Origin of the sequence: Flavobacterium sp. (assembly GCF_049318325.1) — a bacterium.
Lineage (GTDB): Bacteria > Bacteroidota > Bacteroidia > Flavobacteriales > Flavobacteriaceae > Flavobacterium.
Map to the genome: position 1 here is coordinate 1 of NZ_JBMOGQ010000005.1, position 18,178 is coordinate 18,178.

16 protein-coding genes are annotated in these 18,178 nt (G+C 33.3%); 6 read left to right on the forward strand and 10 right to left on the reverse strand.

Going from position 1 to position 18,178, the window contains the following annotated elements; genetic code table 11:
- From ACOYLP_RS01240 to ACOYLP_RS01250, 3 genes are all read left to right on the forward strand, one after another.
- Window positions 1-406, forward strand: a 406-nt coding sequence (locus ACOYLP_RS01240; RefSeq protein ID WP_422854353.1) for an MBL fold metallo-hydrolase, incomplete at its 5' end; no start/stop codon positions are given.
- Window positions 407-410: 4 nt separating this feature from the next.
- A complete protein-coding gene (locus ACOYLP_RS01245; RefSeq protein ID WP_422854354.1) occupies window positions 411-938 on the forward strand; it encodes a hypothetical protein in 528 nt (175 codons plus the stop codon).
- A gap of 18 nt (window positions 939-956) precedes the next feature.
- Window positions 957-1,445, forward strand: coding sequence for a hypothetical protein (locus tag ACOYLP_RS01250; protein ID WP_422854355.1), 489 nt, complete (start codon window positions 957-959; stop codon window positions 1,443-1,445).
- A gap of 37 nt (window positions 1,446-1,482) precedes the next feature.
- Here ACOYLP_RS01250 and ACOYLP_RS01255 read toward each other — a convergent pair whose 3' ends face one another.
- The 8 genes from ACOYLP_RS01255 to ACOYLP_RS01290 form a co-directional block, all read right to left on the reverse strand.
- Window positions 1,483-2,127, reverse strand: a complete 645-nt coding sequence (locus ACOYLP_RS01255; protein ID WP_422854356.1) for an alpha/beta hydrolase — start codon at window positions 2,125-2,127, stop codon at window positions 1,483-1,485.
- A gap of 4 nt (window positions 2,128-2,131) precedes the next feature.
- The gene (locus ACOYLP_RS01260) at window positions 2,132-4,537 is read right to left on the reverse strand and encodes a TonB-dependent receptor domain-containing protein (RefSeq protein WP_422854357.1); all 2,406 of its coding nucleotides are present in this window, start codon (window positions 4,535-4,537) and stop codon (window positions 2,132-2,134) included.
- Between the two features lie 42 nt (window positions 4,538-4,579).
- A complete protein-coding gene (locus ACOYLP_RS01265; RefSeq protein ID WP_422854358.1) occupies window positions 4,580-4,903 on the reverse strand; it encodes a hypothetical protein in 324 nt (107 codons plus the stop codon).
- Between the two features lie 7 nt (window positions 4,904-4,910).
- The gene (locus ACOYLP_RS01270) at window positions 4,911-6,164 is read right to left on the reverse strand and encodes a dihydroorotase (RefSeq protein WP_422854359.1); all 1,254 of its coding nucleotides are present in this window, start codon (window positions 6,162-6,164) and stop codon (window positions 4,911-4,913) included.
- Window positions 6,161-8,089 (reverse strand): vWA domain-containing protein, encoded by a 1,929-nt coding sequence (locus ACOYLP_RS01275; protein WP_422854360.1) that lies wholly within the window; start codon window positions 8,087-8,089, stop codon window positions 6,161-6,163. Before ACOYLP_RS01275 ends, ACOYLP_RS01270 begins: the two co-directional genes overlap by 4 nt.
- Before the next feature lie 110 nt (window positions 8,090-8,199).
- Window positions 8,200-9,543: a DEAD/DEAH box helicase gene (locus ACOYLP_RS01280; protein ID WP_422854361.1), complete on the reverse strand. Its 1,344-nt coding sequence runs from the start codon at window positions 9,541-9,543 to the stop codon at window positions 8,200-8,202.
- 214 nt (window positions 9,544-9,757) lie between these two features.
- Window positions 9,758-10,723, reverse strand: coding sequence for a Fic family protein (locus ACOYLP_RS01285; protein WP_422854362.1), 966 nt, complete (start codon window positions 10,721-10,723; stop codon window positions 9,758-9,760).
- Between the two features lie 491 nt (window positions 10,724-11,214).
- Window positions 11,215-11,814, reverse strand: a complete 600-nt coding sequence (locus tag ACOYLP_RS01290) for a hypothetical protein (protein ID WP_422854363.1) — start codon at window positions 11,812-11,814, stop codon at window positions 11,215-11,217.
- Window positions 11,815-12,567: 753 nt separating this feature from the next.
- On the opposite strand from ACOYLP_RS01290, the gene ACOYLP_RS01295 reads away from it, so the two are divergent.
- From ACOYLP_RS01295 to ACOYLP_RS01305, 3 genes are read left to right on the forward strand one after another with little or no spacing between them, the layout of a single operon-like run.
- A complete protein-coding gene (locus ACOYLP_RS01295) occupies window positions 12,568-13,368 on the forward strand; it encodes an MbnP family protein (RefSeq protein WP_422854364.1) in 801 nt (266 codons plus the stop codon).
- 56 nt (window positions 13,369-13,424) lie between these two features.
- Entirely contained in the window at window positions 13,425-14,462 is a 1,038-nt protein-coding gene (locus ACOYLP_RS01300; protein ID WP_422854365.1) for a cytochrome-c peroxidase, read from the forward strand.
- 4 nt (window positions 14,463-14,466) lie between these two features.
- Entirely contained in the window at window positions 14,467-15,429 is a 963-nt protein-coding gene (locus tag ACOYLP_RS01305; protein ID WP_422854366.1) for a transporter, read from the forward strand.
- Between the two features lie 295 nt (window positions 15,430-15,724).
- On the opposite strand, the gene ACOYLP_RS01310 is transcribed toward ACOYLP_RS01305, so the two are convergent.
- Both ACOYLP_RS01310 and ACOYLP_RS01315 read right to left on the reverse strand, forming a co-directional pair.
- Window positions 15,725-16,489, reverse strand: coding sequence for a TIGR02757 family protein (locus ACOYLP_RS01310; RefSeq protein ID WP_422854367.1), 765 nt, complete (start codon window positions 16,487-16,489; stop codon window positions 15,725-15,727).
- Window positions 16,482-18,176: an LIC_10190 family membrane protein gene (locus ACOYLP_RS01315; RefSeq protein WP_422854368.1), complete on the reverse strand. Its 1,695-nt coding sequence runs from the start codon at window positions 18,174-18,176 to the stop codon at window positions 16,482-16,484. The genes ACOYLP_RS01310 and ACOYLP_RS01315 overlap by 8 nt, the downstream gene beginning before the upstream one ends.
- Between the last annotated feature and the right edge of the window lie 2 nt (window positions 18,177-18,178).

Genomic DNA, 18,178 nt, shown 5'->3' on the forward strand with positions numbered 1-18,178 from the left:
TAAATATCCTGGTGCGCCTGGAGTTCAGACTTTTGTTGTAAACAACAATGAAGATTTTAAAATCGGTCAAACTTATATTACACCTATAGAAGTTAATCATGGTAATCTACAGGTTTTTGGTTATAGAATTCAGGATTTTGTTTATTTAACAGATGTAAAAACTATTGATATTGCTGAAATCAAAAAACTAATTGGTGTAAAAGTATTGGTTGTGAATGCATTAAGAGAAGAACCACATCAAACACATTTTAGTTTGCAGGATGCATTAGATTTTATACATTTGGTTCAACCAGAAAGAGCTTATTTGACACATATAAGCCATCTTATGGGATTTCACGAAGAAGTTCAACAACGATTGCCAAAAAATGTATTTTTGGCTTATGACAATTTAATAATTACGCTTTAGTTTTATGAAAAAATCACTGTTTTTATATCTTTTTATTATCGCTGCTCTTTTTAATATTTTTACTTATAAATATTTTACTTCGAAAGAAAGTAGTGAGCAAAAATCATCCACAGAAACTAACGATAGTTCTTCTGTAACTTCTTCCAAAGTCATGACTGATAGTATTACTCGTTTGTATGATAAACTAAATGATGCCAATACTTTTTCATTGGAAAATAATGACAGAGCACAAAATTATTTGTATGAAAGTAACAAAATAAATAATGTTCCGGTATTTGCTGAAAAAGTGAAACAAGCGCTGTTGAGTTATAATGACAGTTCGGAAGGAAATAAATATACAGACCAGGTTAAAATGGGTAGTCAAAAATTTATTATTAGTAGTGTGAAACTTTTAAACCACCGTTGGATCATTGCTAATTATAGTAATGGAGAACTATGGGGAGAAGTTTTGTTGAAATATTTTGTAGAAAACAATGGCAGTATTTCATTTGAGATTATGAATTCTTATTTATACCCGGCCAATTTAAATTAGCAGTTGACTCAACTAAATATGAAAAAAATAATTACGTTTTTAATTATAGTATTGTTCGTTAGTTCATGCAAACTAATCGACCAAAATGACGATGCAGATGAGAACACGAATGTTGATAAAACATCAAAAGACTCTATTATAGTTAATGATAAAGATGAAAACGGTTGTTTGGCTTCTGCAGGTTATGTTTGGTCAAAAGTGAATAAAGAATGTATAAAAGGTTTTTCCGGCATTCAGTTAAATCCAGTTGACAAACCAAATAATCAGGACGAAACTTTAAGCGCTTATGTATTGTTTAATGAAGATGCTAGTTCGGCAGAAGTTTTCCTTCCAAAAGATACTACATCTATAATTTTAACAAGAGTTTTAAAAGGAAAACCTTGGTTTTTAAAAGACTGGCAGCTTGTGCCATCGAATGGTTATATACTTAAAAAAGGAGCAGTAACTATGTTTTCGGGCGATGGCGAAATAGGGAAGAAGGAAATAGAAACTGATACCGAACAATAACAAAAAGGTCCTGATTTTCAAGATTTTTTTTTGTGTTTTAAGATTGCAACCAATTTTTAAGATCAAAGAAGTTTTGCGGTGCAACTCCATGACCCACAGGATATTCTTTATACACTATCGGAATTCCCAAATTTTCTATTTGAGGTATCGATTTTCTTGCCCATTCTACCGGTATTACTTGATCAACTGAACCGTGTGAAGCAAATATTTTTAGATTACTAAAATCATTGTTCTTGAAGTTATCAATAGCAATTTCTATATTTAAATATCCACTCATGGCTACTAATCGCTGTACTTTTTCAGGATAAGATAACGCGATGGCATAACCCAAAATTGCACCCTGACTAAAACCAATCAATGCAACATCTTGAGAATCTACAGGATAATTAGCGACCAATTCATCGATAAAATTAGCTATAATATCTCTTGATGTTCTTGCATGTCCGATATCTGAAAACTTATTTTCATCGGCATCAAAATTAATGGCATACCAAGCGTAACTTCCATACATCATATCATATGGCGCACGTGCAGAAATCACATAATATTCTTCAGGAAGTTCAGAAGCAAACGAGAATAAATCCTCTTCATTACTACCATAACCGTGAAGCAATAGAAGTAAAGGATTTTTATCTTTTTTAATTTTTGGTTCTTTAACTAAATAATATAAGGTTAAATTCATAATATTAATTTCCAATTCTATTTTTTTCGTCTTCTAATCCAGAGTTTCTATTTATAGATTTTTTAATTTGCTCACTTCCGAAATTATAACTCAAATTAAATCGGACTTGTCGGCTGTCATTTCCACCATCACCTGTAATAACTAAATTAGGAAATGTTGCATTAGCTCTCCATGGAGATGTAAACAAAACATCAGAAAATGCTAATCTAGTTGTCAACTTTTTACTCAAAAATTGTTTTTGAATAGCGATGTCTAATGAACCTAAACTCCTAGTTCTATAGGTTCCACCCCAAACCGATTGAGAACTAAACCAACCTGAAATTTCTAAGTTAAAGTCTTTTGGTAATGAAAAATTGTTTTGACCATACAAACTTAAGGTTTCTTGAGTAATGCCAGTAAAGGTATCATTAGTTGCCATGTATTTGCTTTGATATGCGTTAACTGACATGTAAACACTCCACCATTTTTTGACTTTAAAAGGGTAAGAGATTCCAAGATTAATAATTTGCTGATTGGCGACATTTCTTGTAATTAAAAAGTTTCTAGTGTCGCCTTCAGCCTCAGTTACTTGAGCAAAGAAATCACTGATATAACTATAACTTAATGAGGTATTCAAAGTATATTTATAAGTATGGTTTATTTTTATGTTTGTAGTGTATTGTGGTCTTAAAAATGGATTTCCTTTCTGAAAAGACAATTCGTCAATTTGAAACTCAAACGGATTAAGCGATTGATAACTTGGTCTTTCAATTCTGTTACTATAAAGTATAGCAAGGCTATTTCTATCATTAACTTGATAGGTAATTCCACCACTGGGAAAAAAGTCAGTATAGCTTCTTTTTACTCTTTGATTAGATGTTTGTTGTGTACTAATTAAATTTCCGTCTGAAATTGTGTTTTCTACCCTTAACCCAAATTGAAAATTAAACTTCTTATAAAGTCGATTGTAATTTACATAAACAGCATTAATGTTTTCATTGAACTCAAATCGATTACTTAACTGTGAATTAAAAATTGGCAAACCATCAGGATAGTTAAATACTTCAAAGGTATTATCTGTTTTAACAAGAGATGTTTTAAATCCAGTTCCAAACTTTCCTTTAAATAATCTTTGCTCGTAATCACTTTTTAATGAAAATATGTCAATAGTAATAGGCGTGTTTTGCGAATTGATAGATTGACTCAATATCGTACTTTCGTCATTGTTATAATAAAAATTGGGTTGATAATTTGTTCTGTCACTATTGTATTTTCCATAATCAAAATCAGCATTAAAAGAGGTTCCAGTAGTATCTTGAAATCTATAATTAATATTAGAATACAAATTGTAATTTTTATTATAACTGTCACTTTTGGCAACCAAAATGCTATCGATTGTTGAAGCTGTAAAAGATCTAATTGGAGTTCTTGTTTTTCCGTTATTAATACCATTATTAAAATTACCGCTTAACACTATGCCAAAAGTGTTTCTTGAATTGGCATAATAATCATAACCTAATTTTATATTGTTAGCATTTGTTTCATTTACACTCGAAGATCTAGAGTCAAAAAGGATATTGCTTTGAAGTCGATTAAGATTTATGAAATTATAATTTTTTCCAAATCGGTTACTATAATTACCATAAAAGTTATTTTTTTTATTTCTGTTATTAAAAGATAACGAATTTAGAGATGTGCCAAATCTGCCAATATTATATCCAGAACTTACACTGCCATTAGTGCCAAAGTTTTTATTTTTTTTAAGCTTAATATTAATAATTCCTGCATTTCCAGCCGCATCATATTTTGAAGAAGGCTGTGTAATAATCTCTATTGCCTCAATATCAGTAGCTTGAATTGTTTTTAAATAATTACTTAAATCAGCACCTGATAGAAACGATTGCTTTCCATCGATATAAATTAACACACCTGATTTACCTTCTACAATCAAATTGTCATTGTTATCAATTACAACGCCTGGAGCTTTACGCAATAATTCAAATCCCGAAGTTCCGGTTGCATTAATTGTATTTTCAACATTAAAAACAGTTTTGTCAGCAAGCACTTGAACCATGGGTTTCTGTTTTTTGATAACTACTTCTTTTAAAACTTCAGTCGATTTTTGCAATGCTATAAGAGGCAATTCAATGTTTTTGTCAGTAATTGAGAAAACATTAGAATTATAGCTTTGATAACCTACATAGTTGATTTTGATTAAGTAATTTCCAGTTTTTATATTAGAAAATATAAAATTTCCATTACTATCAGTAACCACTGCTTTTACAAGTGTTTGACTGTTTTCTGGATAAAGAAATATCGAAGTAACGGCAGTTTTTTCGTTATTTTCGAGTGTGATTTTACCGTTGATTGAAAACGATTGGGCGTTTAGAAAACTTGAGGCTAGTAAAAAAAAGAAGTAATAATATTTCATCTGAAATTGGTTTGCACCATTTGTAACAATCTTTGTTTATTGTTACAAGTTTTTAAATAAATTTTGAAAAAAAGTGCCAACTAATGGCAACAATCTTTTCTGACCTTGCAAAGCTCCTGCAAACCCATAAATCCAAAGGATAAAATAAAAAATATAAAATGCTGATGTAGCGGTCCAACTGTCGGCGTAACCTACAAAATAGCCCAACAAAAAGAACGAAATAAACAATCCTAAAGCTTGTCGAATATGAAAAGTAGCAAATTCGCTTTTGTTTTCTTCTTGGTTCATAAAAATGGCAATTACACTTCCAATAATGGTTAAGTATGCTATAATTGCAGTATTCTTTATATTACTTGAATTTTCCATAATCTTTTTATGCTAATACTAATTTTCCTTGATTGTAGATACCGATTGCTTTTCCTTTCATTGGTTGACCTAAGAAAGCCGAATTTTTTGATTTAGATAATATATGTGATGCGTCAAATGTCCAATTATCGTCAGTGGTAAATAATGAAATAGAAACTTTATTATTTTCTGCAATTTCTTGATTTTCAATATTTAAAATAGCTTTACCGAAAGTTAATTTTTCTATTATTTTTTCTAAAGGCAATACGCTTAGCAATGCTCCAAATGCACTTTCTAAACCAATGGTTCCATTTTTAGCTAAATCAAATTCCATCTTTTTATTTTCAATGTCAATCGGATTATGGTCGCAAGTGATGCAGTCAATCGTATTATCTATAACACCTTCAAGCAAAGCTTTTCTATCTTCTTCGTTTCGCAATGGTGGCGATACTTTATATCTCGAATCAAAACCTTCTAGTTTTTCGTCTGTTAAAACCAAATTATGCACCGAAACGCTACATGTAACCTTTAGTCCTTTCTTCTTAGCTTCTTTGATTAACGCTACAGATTTGGCTGTGGATATCGTTGGAATATGTAATTTTCCGCCAGTATATTCCAGTAAGAATAGGTTTCTGGCAACAATTAGTTCTTCAGCCAGATTGGGAATTCCTTTTAATCCTAATCGTGTCGAAATAATACCTTCATTGGCAACACCATTTCCTTTGATATTTTCATCTTGTGAATAAGCTATTACTAATCCGTTAAAATCCTGTACATATTGCAATCCTATTTTCATCAGATTCGCATTCGACAAACTCTTATTATAATCTCCAAAAGCAACAGCTCCAGCGTTTTTCATATCAAAGAGTTCTGCTAAATCTTTTCCTTCACTGGCTTTGGTCAAAGCACCAATCGGAAATAATTCAGTAGCAAAACCTTTAACTTTCTGCTTAACAAAATGTACCTGTGATTGATTGTCTATAATAGGATAGGAGTTGGGTTGCAAAGCTATGCCGGTAAATCCACTTTTGGCAGCTACTTCTAACCCATTGGCAATAGTTTCTCTGTCTTCAAAACCCGGTTCACCGAGCGAAACACTGGTATCAAACCAGCCTTGTGAAACATATAGTCCTTTATGATCAAACTCCTGATGTGATGCAGATTTTGGTAATGAAACTCCAATTTTCTCGAATATCCCATTTGTGATTTTTATATCGACTGTCTGATTATGAAACGGACTTTCTGGGTCAATAATAGTAGCTTTTCGGAGGATTAGGTTCATTTTACAAATTTTTGAATGAGTACTTCTAATGCTAAAAAGAGTAAGGCTAAAATCACAAACCATTTCCAGATTTGTGTATCAGTTCTATCGGTCTGAATGGTATCGAAAACAGTTTCAATATCATCAATTTCTTTAAATTTATTTGCGGCATCAGGATTTGCCAATGCCAGATTACTTTCGGTACGATTATAATTAAAGTTGATGTTCTTTACCAGATTCGATCCGTTAAAGATACCAAAATTTCCAGCTTCTGACGGACTTTCATTAAAAGTCATTTTGACTTTGGTATTCAGTAATTGTTGTACCGGAATAAAACTTTCAGCGTTGTTTTTTACTGTTAGAATTTCATCTTTTGATAACAAAGCATCCACTACAAAAGATTGGTCTTCTCCAATGATAAGCGCATTTACACCTGTTTTTCGACTGCTTTGTGCCATGTTGTAGAATGTTGGAACAATTAGAGGTGAGTTTTGGAAATTGCTATTGGTTTTGTTGATTGGTGCTGCAAAAACATAAACTGATGATAATTCATTTGGCAAAGAAGTCAGAAACGGACTTTGATCATCATAACTTAATATTGATGGTGTAGCACTGTTTAATTCAAAAGCTGTCTTTGTTGACGGATATTGAAAGTTATCAATTCGCTTTTCAAATACCGAACTAAATAGCGGGTGATTGAAATTGATTTTTGTTACTTTCTTATCTGATTGAGATGCCGTTTTGAATTGTAGCGGACCAAAATTGGCCATAAACGTATTCAAATTCGACACATTGCTTTCCTGTGCCGGAATAATAATTAAATTTCCTCCTTTGGTTACAAACGATTTTAATGTAGTCTGTAATGCCTGAGGTATATCTTTTAATTCATTTAGCACAATCGCATCCTGTTTTTCCAATAAGTTGTAATCTAAATTGGCAATTGGAAAATTATTGTAATTGAATTCATCATTCGTATAAATTCGCGCCAAATATTTACTCTTCTCCTCATCGCCAATGCTGAAAATATTGGTCAAGCTTGGTTTAGATATGCTGAAATAATAGGTGTTATCATAAGCCAAACCTTTATCGACAACGGAAACATAACCATGAAAATCTTCCTTCGGAATTGTAAAGTTGATGGTTTTAGTATTTGTTTCAAAGTTAATAAGCGTTTTAGCCGCTAACTTATTTTTATTGTATAACGCAATTGGAATGTCATTGAAATCGTCTCCATTTGCAGATAGTTTTATACCAATTTCATAAAAGCTGTCTAATGTTTGTTGAATATAAACACTATCAATGGCAATGTTGTTCTTCTGTTCCGCTTCGGGAATTATAAAGTAAACGTTATCTTCTTTTCTAAAGCTTTTAGTCTGATTGGTTTCTAAACCAACCGCATCAGTAATCACGATGATATCTTTGTTGAAAGCAGATTTGCGTGCATTCACTTTAGCAATCAAATTATCCAAACGAAATGGCGACGCACTGTATTTCAAATCCTGTAAATCTTTTTGGATGGATTTGATGTCGGTATTCCAATAGCTATCAGAATTGGTAATTAGAGAAAAGTTCTGCACTTCGGGTGTATGCTCCAGTAAATCCTGAATGGCACGCTTTAACAATTCTCCTTTTTTGCCTTTTGCCTGCATACTATAGGAATTATCCATAATAATATACATTTCGTTAGTGTTCTTTTTACTTTCTTTAGCAGCAAAGAAAGGTTGGGCGAAAGCAAAAATCAAAAAGGCTAGTAGTAATAAACGTGTGAGAAGTAAGAGCCATTTTTTTATGGTCGAACTTTTACGGGTTTGTATCGAAAGTTCTTTAAGGAATTGTACATTGGTAAAATATTCTTTCTTGAAACGACGCAGTTGAAACAAATGAACCAGAATTGGGATGACCAATAAGAAAAGAAAGTAAAGGACTTCTGGGTGTTTGAAATTCATTTCTAATTTTGATTTACCTCATGGTAAGTTTTTTGGTTATCGGTAAACTATGCATCTGCGATGTGTCAAAAATAGTAATCAATTGTCAATTATCAATTATCAATTATCAATTATTTCTTCTTCCTCTTCGCCGCTCTTGTCTTCAATATATTTCTATTAACTGACGTTCCGGTTTTTTTCTTGGTTTTTGATGGACCTCCAAGGTTTACTTTTGTATTTTTCTTTGCCTTTTCGTGAAATGATGCGCCACCTTCTAGTTTGTTGGTTTTTAAAATTACCTTCTGTTTCTTTTTGTCTTTTTCAAATTCCAATAGGCGAGTAGCTACTTCAACGGTTGTTGGCAGGGCTAAAATCTTGATTTCTTTATCCATCAACATTTCTGCTTCTATTTGAATTTCCTGCTCATTAGGGCCAATTAGACTAATCGCAATACCCGATTTATCTGCTCGACCGGTACGCCCAATGCGGTGAATGTATTGTTCAGGCACTTCCGAAAACTCTACATTTATAACGTGAGTCACATCCGAAATATCCAAACCTCTTGCCATTACATCGGTAGTAACAATTCCTCTGATTTCGCCAGCTTGAAAGGATGCCATTGTTTGCAGACGGTAATTCTGTGATTTGTTTGAATGGATGATTCCAAATTGTTCAGGATAATGCTCTTCCAATTGTACAGCCAGCAAATCGGCCGTTTTTTTATTGTTTACAAAAAGTAACACTCTTTCTAAAGCGTCATCTTTTAGTAACTCAACAATCAGGTTTATCTTTGTCAAAAAGTTTGGTACAAAGTAACCCAATTGCTCTATTTTCTCTAAGGGTGTTCCCGATTTTTCCAACGTAACTTCTTCCGGAAAGTCAAAGTAATCCTCAAGCATATCATTAACTTCATCTGTCATGGTAGCCGAGAATAAGATGTTCTGACGTTTATTTTTTAACATCGATAGGATGGAAGTTACCTGAGTTCTAAAACCTAAGTTTAGCATTTCATCAAACTCATCTATCACAAGTTTTTGAAGGCTGTCAAAACGAATAACATTGTCTAGAGCTAAATCCATTACACGACCTGGAGTACCAACCAAAACATCAATTCCCTGATAAACGGATTTCTTTTGCGTGTTGATATTTACACCACCGTAAACGCCTAATGTTCTAACCGACATATATTTTGTCAGTTTTTCAACTTCAGCAGCGATTTGAACTACCAATTCACGTGTTGGCACTAAGATTACAATTCTTGGTGTATCGGTAGCTATAAACTTCCATTGTTTTAGTATCGGCAGTAAATAAGCAAAAGTTTTACCCGTTCCTGTTTGTGCAATTCCCATCACATCGCGGCCCGACATAATTACCGAAAAGGATTTTTCTTGTATTGGTGTTGGAGTGGTTAACCCCAATTCGTCTATGGCTTTTTGTAATGATTTAGGAAGATTGAATTGCTCGAAAGTGCTCATTAGAATTGAAATTTACTTCGTCCGTTCGACCAATTTTTGGTCTCGGGTGATGGCAAAGGTAATCTTTCTAATTTAGAGTTTAAATAGAAATGGGATTTGTAGAAATTTTTATGACTAACGACTTATGGATAGCTTTTTTCCATAACCGACCAAGCGAAGTTATGAAATGTAAACGAACATTTTACCGAAAACTAGCCATGAGTTTTAGAAAGTGTTATGAGCTGTAGCTATTTTTACTATAGACAGTCTGATTATCTTTTCCTTGCTTTGTTATAAGATTTAATTCTGTTGCTTTTTTCAAATCTCTAGAAGCAGTAGCTGTCGATATATCTTTAAAGATGTTCATGTAATCTTTTCTTGTAAATTGGTTTGATGAAATTTTTAAAAAATATTCAATCCTGTCCATTTCTCGAAGCGTACGATTTTTAAAATTTAGAAGTTCACGAAGAGATTGATCAATTACGTGCAACATATATTCAATAAATATAGTTGAGTTTCCAGCTTTATCACTTAGTGCTAAAGACTCGTAATAATCTTTTTGTGTTTTGTTGATTAAGGTTTCAAAAGGTAAAAACTCAAAAACTGGATATTTTTCCATTAGAATAATTGTTTGCCACAACCTTCCAATTCTTCCGTTTCCATCAAAAAATGGATGAATGAATTCCATTTCGTAATGAAAGACACAACTTTTAATCAAAGTAATTTCATCTGATTTTTTTAGAAAAGTAAATAGATCTTTCATCAAAAAAGGAACATTTTCAAATGGCGGCGCAACATGCGCAACTTCTAAACCTTTTACAATCCCGACACTTTTGTTTCTATATTTTCCCGGATTAGCAATTAATCCTTTCATCATTATTTGGTGCGCATTTAGAAATGATTTTTCATCACTTGCTCTAAAGCTCTCTAAATTTTCATATACTTTAATTGCATTGAGAACTTCGGTTACATCTTTTTCAGGACCAAATACTCTTTTGTTTTCAATCAATGCCGTAATCTGTTCTTGAGAAAGTGTATTTCCTTCAATTTGAAGTGATGAATGAATTGTCTTTATTTTGTTTTGCTTGCGTAGAGTTGGAGATTGCTTATTTAAATAGTTAGCATTTACTTCTCCAATCTTCTCAGAAATTGAAGTTATCAGTTTTAAAATGTTCTGTGTAATTTCATATGGTTGTTTCATTGATGCTATCATTTGATGCTACCAAAGATATGAATTGTATTCGAATTTCCAACGCTATAGCTCATAACGTTCCGCGGCTTTGCGCAGTGGCGAGTAGCGGAACGATTTTATTCGGTTAAAGATATGGTTTTTTCGGAAAGAAAAAACGTGAACTTACTATAATGCAGCCATTGCGCAAAACTGCTGTTATATGCTGCCCGTTTTTTTTTCTTGTTTCGCTTCTGTTTTCAAGTCCTGCTATATTTCTCTTTCGGCTTTCCATATTTGCAAGTCGGATAGGCATAAATATAAATCGGATAGGTATAAATATAAGTCGGATAGCAATAAATATAAACGGTGGTTAAATAAATATAAATATGACAAACAAAAATATAAATGCGGAACGCATTTACATAACTACGAAACTTATATATATGCTTGTGGTAACAATAAATATAAGTAGGGTAGGTGGTATTATGTTTCTGCTTGCCATATTTAAGTATTACGCTTTGTTATTTTCTTTTCTTGGTAAATTCTATTCCTTTTACCTGTGCGAATTGAGGACTTGTTGAGCCGTAAACTGATTTAACGTATTTCTTTACTTCGGCTGCGATGTCAAATAATCCTGTGTCTGTTCCGTAAATTGTGGTATCTCTTGCAATTCTTGAATTGCTTACGTTAGTGTATGCTGTTGCAACTGCGCTATTTTTAGCGGTTAAGTCTGCTTGTTTTGCTGTGAGTGTTACGATTTTCAAATCGTTTTCATTTGGTGCATAACTCGGTTCAGTTTGTAAAACTGAAATAATACCCGCTAAATGCTGAATTTGTTGGTCGTAAGATTGCTGACTTGTTGAAATTGTTGCTGGTGATGGTGTGCTTGGGTCGGCTGGCGTTTCGACTGCTTTGGCTCTTATGCCTTGCATTTTTTTGTTGAATGCTTTTGCATCTGCAATTTTCTCTGGTGTAGCATCGGTGGTTTGTAATGCGTTAATTAATCTTGTTGATAACGATTTTAAATCTTTGAACGTTAGAACTCGCTCGTTGACCTTATTATTGTAGGCGGTGTTCTTTGTAACGACATCGGCGATACTTGCTTGTGATGCTGTGTACAATGCATTAAGTTGCGGTAACTTTAATGCGTTTTTGTTTGGGTTGTAAGTTGCTCCTTAACCTGTTACGAATGCGATTAAATCTTGGAAGTTTGCAACGTTCTTTGCATGTCCCGTTTCGGAAGTAGATGCCATAGTTTGTAAGTTTTGGATTAGTAATACTCAAAAATAATTAAATTTTATTTTTATAAGAATTTTTCTCGCTTATTATTTAGGGTAAATTTTGCGAGAAACAGAATTATAGAATACTTTTGCGATGTGAAAAAAACTATCCTCATAGTAACATTTTTTATTTTATTCAAGCCATTGTTTCCAATAGTTGAGTATTATGTTAATTATGATTATATCTCAAAGGTTCTTTGTGTAAACAAAAATAACTCGATTATAGGATGTAATGGTAAATGTTATCTTTATAGTGAGTTGGCAAGGATGGCAAAGGGCGAGGAACCTATTTCCGATAAAAAAATTGTAGTTAAGCAGATTGAAATTTTATTTTTTCAGGAAATAAAGACCATTGAATTTCCTAAAATGCCAGTTTCACAAAACCCTGTATTAAATACAAACTATTCTAACTTATATACTTATTTGAATAGTTGTTCTGTTTTTCATCCACCGAGTAGTATTGTTTAAAGTTGTCAGCACAATTTTTGTGCTTTTTACAGTTCCATTATTTGAGAACTGGATGAGCTTATGTTCAAAATTGTTTGAAGATTTTTTCTTCGAACTAAATAATTATAAACTTTAAATAATAAAAAAATGAAATTTCAATTAAAAAATATAGTTGCCATAATGGCAATAGCCCTTACTATGGTTTCTTGTTCAAGTGATGATAATAATGCCGTTACGGGTCAAGGGAAAATAGATGTAGAATTTGATAATGTTTTTGGCAGTTCTAATTTAATCCTTAATTCTCAAGCCAATGTTACTTCACAAGGCGAAACTTTAAATGTTTCGGATGTAAAATATATTATTAGTAATATAGAACTAACCAAAGAAGATGGTACTGTATTCGTATATCCAAAAGCGCAAAGTTATTTTATCGTAAGCGAAGCTAATGCTGCTTCACAGGTGTTACAGTTAGAGAATATCCCTGCTGGGAATTATACTAAAATTAAATTTGGGATTGGTGTTGATGAAACCCAATACAATTTAGGCGAAACAGTGCAAGGAGATTTCTTTGCTGCTGCACAAAATGAAAATATGGCATGGACGTGGAGTGCGGGGTACAAGCATTTGCTTTTTGAAGGTATGTTTACTTCTGCAACGGTTACTACACCAACCATGTTTATGGTTCATACAGGTAAATCGGGAGCTCATTATAACTACACAACAGTTACTTTAGATTTTCCTGATAAAGCCTTGATAAGAACCAATATTACTCCAGACGTTCATATTTTTGCGGATGTCGCTAAAATTATTGATGGTACCAACAAAATCAAATTGACCGATAACAATATGGGGGGAATGGGTGCTATGATTATGAGTGGCGATATTTTAACACAGATTACCGCTAACTTACCTGAAATGTTTTCGGTTAATCATGTTCATAACGACTAATTGAATTAAAAAGCAGTTGGCTGTAATGGCTGACTGCTTTTATAATACATTTAAAAATGAAAGCAAAATATATATTGTTGTTCATTTTGCCGTTGTTGTTTAGTTGTACTGATCAAGACGACAAGTATGTGGATGTTCCCATAACATTTAAGGTTCCGAGTAATTTTCCGCCTTTGGCTTATGATATACAAAACAATCCGATAACCGAAAAGGGGTTTGAACTTGGAAGAAAGCTGTTTTATGACGGGCGATTGTCTTCTGACGGTACTATTTCCTGTGGTTTTTGCCACGAACAACAGAATGCCTTTACGCATCATGGGCATACCGTTAGTCAAGGTGTAAATGGACAAACAGGTACGAGAAATACGCCCTCTATTCAGAATTTAGGTTGGCAGACTTCTTTTATGTATGATGGGGCAACCGAACATTTGAACCTACAGCCGATACTTCCTATTACAAACCCAGTAGAAATGAACGGGAATTTTTCGCAGATTGTAGCTATGATGAATGGAGATGCAGAATACCGAAAATTGTTTAGCTTGGCTTTTCGGGGTAAGCCAATCAATACTGAAAATATGCTTAAAGCAATGGGGCAGTTTCTGGTCATGGTTACTTCTTCCAATTCAAGGTTTGACAAATACCGAAGAAATGAAGCTGGAGGAACATTGACACAGGATGAATTGGATGGTTATGCCATTTTTAATCAAAAATGTGCGAGTTGCCATGCTACGGATTTATTTACCGATAATTCTTTTAGGAATAATGGATTGGCTGTAAATCCGATTGTTAATGATGTTGGCAGATATAGGGTTACACTAAATGATGCAGATAAATATAAATTTAAGGTTCCAAGTTTACGCAATGTAGAGAAGACAAAGCCGTATATGCATGATGGGAGATTCTTTACGCTCGAAGCGGTTTTAGACTATTACAGTTCTGGAATAGTGAATTCGGCAACGCTTGACCCGAGTTTGAATAATGGAGGGACTTTAGGAATAGCATTAACTGCGTTAGAGAAAACTAAAATCATAGCGTTTTTAAAAACATTAACCGATAGTCAGTATCTGACGGATACTAGATTTTCTGAAAATTAAACATATGAAAAAATATATAATAATTTTATTGATTGCATCCCAGTTTGCCAATGCAACCGAGAAAGACAGTATTTCGGGAACAAACCCCTTTAAGGAATATTACAACTACGTTTTACCAGCAATGGCAAAGTGTGATGCCTGTGGCTGTTCTGCCAGTGGTGGAAGTATGGGTTTTGCCTCGATGCTCAACACAAACTTTATTGGGATAAGATATTTTAACCAGCACTATAAAAGTTCGGACGGGCTTTATAGTAATTCGCCTTGGTATAATGAGGATTTTAATACAGTTCAGGTATGGGCAAGAATTCCGGTTTATAAGAACATTCAAATTTCGGCTTTGTTCCCTTATCATTTCCACAGCCGTGAAACGGCAACAGGAAATCAAGATATTAGCGGAATAGGAGATATAACTGTTTTGGCGATGTACCGATTGTACCAAACCCATAAGGATAGTACTTTCTTGGTTCATACCTTACAAGTTGGTGGAGGTGTTAAAATGCCAACAGGCAAGTTTGATGAAGCTAACGCAGGGGCTGTAAACCCAAGTTTTCAAGTTGGTACAGGAAGTTGGGATTATCTTTTGGCTACAGAATATATCGTAAAAAGAAAACGTTTTGGGCTGAATACGATGTTGAGTTATACAATTAAGACGGAAAATAACAAACAATACCAATTTGGGAATCAGTTCAATTATTCGGGAACATTCTTTTATTTGTATGAAAAAAAGAAGCTATCCATGGCTCCTCAACTTGGTTTGGCAGGAGAGGTTTATGGTAGTAACCACCAATATTCGGAAGTGGTCAGAAAGACTTCGGGGGATATTCTTTTTGGTAAACTGGGGTTTGAAATAGGTAAAAAGAAATTTTCAGTTGGTGCCAATGCAATGTTGCCGATAAATCAAAATTTGGCTAGCGGAAGAGTAGAAGCAAAATATAGGTGGAGTGTTAATTTGAATTATAGCCTATAAAAAAAGAGGAGTAACTGCGAAGCAGTTACTCCTCTTTTCCTTTTCTTTTTTTCTCTTTCCTTTCAACGGTTCGTGTGGAAACGGGTTGCATATAACTTTTATATAAGTCTGATAAAATCAGACTTATCCACCCAAATTAGGTTGTATACACGAAGGTTTATTTCGCTTTATTCTTTTCAAAAATAAAAATTAATTCTTATGGTTCACTATAAAATTTTTCACTCGGTTATAACTTTTCTTTTGGAATTAACATTTTACCAAAAGAGATTAAGGTAATCTTTATACTATGTTATTATTAAAATCCTTCAAAAACGCCCAATCCAAATAACGCAAAGTCATATTTCACTGGGTCGTTAGCATCTAATTTACGCAAGGCAGAGCCTAATTCAGCTAAGGCTTTACCATCATTTTGCTTTCGCGTAAGTAAACCTAATTTGCGCGCTACATTTCCGGAATGTACATCGAGTGGGCACGAAAGCGAAGCAGGCGAAATGCTTTTCCATATGCCAAAGTCGACTCCTTTGTTATCTTGTCTAACCATCCAACGAAGGAACATATTGATGCGTTTGGCTGCCGAACCCTGCATTGGATCAGATACGTGTTTCATCGTTCGAGGTTCATGAGCCACTTCAAAAAACAGCTTCTTGAATTCGGCTATGCTTTGTTGCATTGATAATGGTGTCTGGTTTTTGGCGAAAGCCATTTCCAAACCATTATGTTTAATGTAAATATGTTGCAATGCTTTGATAAACGTTTTAAAGTCTTCACTATTAAAAGTACGGTGAACAAAATTATCGAGCTTATCTAATTGAGAATCGTTGTGCGACATGATGAAGTCATAAGGTGAATTTCCTAACATTTCCATCATTCGCTTGCTATTGTTGATAATCATTTTTCGGTTACCCCAAGCAATGGTTGCAGTTAAAAAAGCTGCAATTTCAATATCTTCTTTTAATGTGAAAAGATGCGGAATCTGAATGGGGTCGCTATCGATAAAATCTAAAGTATTGTATTGAATTACTTTTATGTCAAGGAATTCTTTGAGTTCAGCATTATTCATGTCCACTGATTTTTTGAGCATAAAACCCATCATTCAAATCAGTACTCCGCTGTTGAGGTATATAGAAAAATCCATGTTCAAAGTACTTTAGTTGAACTTCATTAACACAAGGTAAATTTCCGTTACCTGTTACCCAAAAGAATGAACTATCTACCGGAGAACGATAGGACATGTTACCGATGCTACCACCTTTATATTCGGGTTTCCATTTAGAGTTTGGTTCAGGTACAACAATATTCTTTAAATGAAATGTAGTGTTATGAGAAAGAAGCGTATTTTTTGTCAAGCTACCAAATGATAAAGGAATAAAGGTCAAAACTCCAATTATTATTTGGTTTACGATATAGAAACGAAGTATCCATTTTGGGCTACTAATATATAACGAAAGTAATAGCAATAAAAAGAACAAAGTGAAATAAACATAAAATCGATACTGAGGAGAACTAAAGCAAAGCGCTACTGCCAATACTAAAAAAGCAAAATAAATGGTCCAAAGTGCTTTTGACAATTGTTTTTTGATGATAACAATCGGAGTAACCAAAAGTGAAAACAATGATGCAATGCCGATATAGCCCGACAGACCATTATATAAAAAGTAATGTTTAGCAAGATCCAATAGCGATGCGCTAGGAAAAGCCGCATTATCTATATAAAAAGAATGCATAACACTTTTACTAAAGAAGAAATTCATAATTATGGCTGGAATCGTATAGTCGAGATCATCTATTCTAAAGCAAAGCAATGGAAACAAAGGATAGCCTGTAAGCATGGTGTTTTTTAAAACAAATAGCAGTAAAACCAAACTACCCAAAGTAGTAACCAAAAGCAGTTGTTTCTTTAAAACAGCAAAGTGTTTAAGCAATAATATGAAAGGGAATAGTAATAAAATAGCAGCTGTAATCTTAATAAAAATGGTAAATAGGGTCAAAATGGTAATGATAACAAAAGTATCTTTAGTTACATCATTTTGAAGATACATTGAAAACAAAACAAAAGCAAAAACATACACAGGAAGATCAGGAGAAGGCGAACTGATAAACTGAAACAAAAATGCGTATGCCAAGGGTAACAAACCAAAGAGTAAATCCATTCGGTTTCCTTTGATGAAATAGGAATGCAGCTTTTGGAATGCAAAGAAATTCGCCAAAAGCAAACAAAAGCCATTCAAATCATTGAATTTATAATATAGAAACGAAAAACTATACACACTTTGTGTAATGTGCCAACCACTAACTTGACCAAGGAACAGATGTAAATTGGCCAACCCTTTGACAAAACCATATTCATTTAGCCATTTGATTGTTTGAATATAATAACTTTCATTGTCAATTATAAAAGGCAAAGTGGCGCTTTGGGCAAGTACTAATAAACTACTAATTACAAACAGTATTTTAAAAGGGAAGTAAAATGATTTGATTTGGATTACAATCTTTTCAAAAATGGAATTAAAAGTTGTTTTGTTTTTATACCAAAAAAATAAAGAGAGCAACAATAAAACAACATGAAATCCAATAGATATTGGTACAAAGAAGGCCCAAATAGTAGCTAAAATCGTAATTGAAAATAATCCCAAAATAATGGTTACAACACCATCAAACTGTTGTAGGCGTAATAATTTAGAAAAAGTAATTCCAAAACTTGCAGCAGAAAAAAAAATATAAAGCCAACTTAGTATAATTAGTAGCATAT